This window comes from Sulfurimonas sp. (assembly GCF_027056685.1).
Lineage (GTDB): Bacteria > Campylobacterota > Campylobacteria > Campylobacterales > Sulfurimonadaceae > Sulfurimonas.
Genome location: NZ_JALUKE010000136.1, coordinates 1 through 3,227 on the forward strand (window position 1 = coordinate 1; position 3,227 = coordinate 3,227).

The 3,227-nt window shown below is 35.0% G+C and carries 4 protein-coding genes; all 4 read right to left on the reverse strand.

All coding sequences use genetic code 11. The annotated features are described in order from the left end of the window. Nucleotides 1-264, reverse strand: a 264-nt coding sequence (locus tag MVY38_RS06045; RefSeq protein WP_297484350.1) for a thiamine pyrophosphate-dependent enzyme, incomplete at its 3' end; no start/stop codon positions are given. Between the two features lie 2 nt (nucleotides 265-266). After that, nucleotides 267-1,007: a DUF6629 family protein gene (locus tag MVY38_RS06050; RefSeq protein WP_297484352.1), complete on the reverse strand. Its 741-nt coding sequence runs from the start codon at nucleotides 1,005-1,007 to the stop codon at nucleotides 267-269. Between the two features lie 9 nt (nucleotides 1,008-1,016). Next, a complete protein-coding gene (locus MVY38_RS06055) occupies nucleotides 1,017-2,282 on the reverse strand; it encodes a DUF4010 domain-containing protein (protein WP_297484354.1) in 1,266 nt (421 codons plus the stop codon). Nucleotides 2,283-2,293: 11 nt separating this feature from the next. Continuing rightward, nucleotides 2,294-3,211 (reverse strand): TIGR00730 family Rossman fold protein, encoded by a 918-nt coding sequence (locus tag MVY38_RS06060; RefSeq protein WP_297484356.1) that lies wholly within the window; start codon nucleotides 3,209-3,211, stop codon nucleotides 2,294-2,296. Between the last annotated feature and the right edge of the window lie 16 nt (nucleotides 3,212-3,227).

Sequence of the window (3,227 nt, forward strand, 5' to 3'; positions counted from 1 at the left end):
CCCCTCAGCTTTGCCAAAGAGTTCTGCCATTACTGCTTTTGGTGCAATTCCTCTTGCCATAGCCATAATATGCTCACGATAAGTTGAAAAAATATCGCCTTTTTCAAATGCTTTCATGGCAGCAACACTAAAAGCTTCCTGCCCAATGTCAAGATGTAAAAATCCTGAAACATTGCCTTGCATATAGTTCTCTTTTGCCGCATACTCAAAGTTACGACCTAAAACCATAAAATAGTAAATCTCTTGTGCTAGTAATTTGTTCATCATTAAGCCTTTTTAATAGTAAATAATCTTTTTTTATTTAAAGAGTCCAACTCGGTATTGAGTTTTTCATTGAACTGGGCACTTTTTTCTTTTAAATCTTGTAAAAATTTAATGCGTCGTTCCACAAAATGGAAGTATAGAAGTCCACTTATGGCTGCAGCATAAAGACACCAAAGAGAGGTAAATCCGTAAGGACGAAGCAAGAAAATTATAGTCAAACCTATAAGGTTTAAAACACCAAAGAGTGCCACAGATATAGAACTACTGAGCATTAATGCCCCACAAGTTGTTAGAATGTAGATAATGGCGTCATAGATATTTGCTGTCCATGGGTTTTTGTAATAGAGTGTATTGTTTACAACACTTACACTACTCGGCATTGTTGCTAGTCCATACATTGTATATATTGCTAATCCTAAACCAAGGAGGGTAAGCAATCCAAGTAATTTTTTTCTATAACCATTTTTTTCAATAAGCCAGATGGAGAGAGGAATTAAAAATGGTAAAACTCCTTGTGCATAGTAGATAAATATTCCAGCAGCAAGTTCCAAAGCACGATGTTCTATATGTCCACCAACACCAAGCCAGACAAAGCCCTCTGTAAATTGATGTAAAGCAAACAGAAGAGGTAAAGAGGCAAAAATAACCTCTTGTGGTGTACTTACTTTTGTGAAAGTAAGCAGACCTACAAGTCCAATAGCACCTGCAAGTGTAAAATTTAAGATTGCAAAATAGAGTTCCATTATCTCCCCCTAGAGTATTTTTTCATAAGCTATGCCAATAACAATAGTAATAATACCTAAAACAGTAATCCAAATAGCTGATTTATAAGTATTTTTAACTCCACCAAACCAGAGAGCATAGAGTGCTTTTAAAAGATTATTGCTTCCTGCTGCTATCATAATTGCAGTAATTATTTGTGTGGAACTTACACTTAATTTTCCAGTTAATATGGAAAGAATAAAAGGGTCAATATCGGTAAAGCCTACTAAAAATGAGAGTATTTCCAAACCTGATGTTCCATATTTCTGCGTTACAAAATGTGTTAAAACAATCATGGCGACAAATAAAAATGCAAATAAAAATGCAGTTTTTAACTCTAGGGGGTTTGTATCGGCTATGCCTACATGTTCCTTTGTTCTTGTCTGGTTCTTTAGATAGAAAGAGGAGATAATAAATCCTACAAGTGACAAACCTATAAAAGGAAGAATAAGTCTCTCTCCAATGTGCAAATTAAAGATAAGGGCAACAACGACTAAACGCAGGTACATAACAGAAGTTGCAGAGATGATTGCTGCATCTATAACATTGAGCCCGCCTATCTGTTTTGCTTTTCTTGCTAGGACAACAGTTGTGGCAGTTGAAGAGTACGAACCTCCAAATATTCCAGTTAAAAAGTAGCCTTTTGATGGAAAAAAATATTTTTGTAAGATATATCCACCATAACTAATACCAGATATTACAACCACTGCAAGCCAGATCTTAAAAGGGGAAAGAGGAATGTATGGAATGATTTTTGTATCTGGTAAAAGAGGTAAAATAACAGCTGAGAGTAAGATCATTTTTCCGAGTGTTTCAAACTCTGTAATATTAATTTCTGCAAAGATTTTATTGAGTGGTTTTGTAGAGTTTAAAATAAATACAATACTGACATATATAAGTGCTGTCATCCATAGTGGCTGCGTTTGGATGAGTGCGCCAAAAGTATAAACAAGTATCATCACAATAAAAAGTAATATACTGCGTCTATTGTCCTCTAAATTTTTATGGTAGAGAATGGCAAAGAGAAGGGTGATAGCAAGAAATCCTGCTATATATAAAGAGTAGTGAATAATATCAATTTTAAAGAGAATAAAGCCTAAAATCCCTACAAAACTAAAGGTTCTTATATCTCCAAAGAAGTAGTTTTGCTCTTTTGCTTTAGAAAACTTTTTTCTATAAGATTTTACCTCTAGTCCCACTAGAAAGCTAAACGCAGCGACAACTAAAAAGTGAATCAAATCAATATTTATACTCATAATAGTCCTATTTATTCATCAAAAAGTGGATTGCCTTGTTCTTTATGCCAAGAGAGAATGTACTCCCACGCCTCCTCTGCATTATCTGCAAATTTAAAAACTTCCAAATCTTGGGGTGCTATAACACCTTCATCTTTTAAAAATTCAAAATCAATAGCTTTTTCCCAGTAGCTTTTACCAACTAAAACAACAGGAATACTCTGTGTTTTTTTTGTTTGAATAAGCGTAAGTGTCTCAAAAAGTTCATCGAAAGTACCAAAACCACCAGGATAGACAACTAAGGCTTTTGCACGGTTGAGAAAGTGTAACTTTCTTATGGCAAAATAGTGAAATAAAAAACACAAATCAGGTGTGATATAAGGATTTGGAAACTGCTCATGTGGTAGCTTAATATTTAGCCCAATGCTCTTTGCACCAACATCATAAGCTCCACGATTTGCAGCTTCCATAATTCCAGGACCTCCACCTGTCATAAGTGTAACACGACAATCTTGTGCAGTTTTTCCACTTTTTCCAACAATCTGACCAAATCGTCTTGCATCTTCATAGTAGATACTTTTTCCAACCATACGCTCAGCGACATATAACTCTCTAAGCAAGGCTCTGTCATCTTCTTTCTTTTTTATTTTCTCTTGAATAGCTTCGAGTCGTTTCATTGCGGTATCGCGTTCCACTATTCGCGCACTACCAAAGACAACTATGGTATGTTTTATGCCATACTCATTCATTTTTAGTTCAGTCTTTAGGTAGTCAAGCTCAAGTCTTACTCCTCTTGCTTCATAAGAGTTCATAAATGTCGCATCTTTCTCAGCCATTAAATAAGTAGGACTTTTCATAATCTCTTTTACAAGCTCAAGTGATTTTGGATCTTCATCTTCTAATTTTGGATGCTCCCATGGAAGCTCTGTTTCTCTTTTATTTTTTTTCATCTATAGTGCCTCTTCG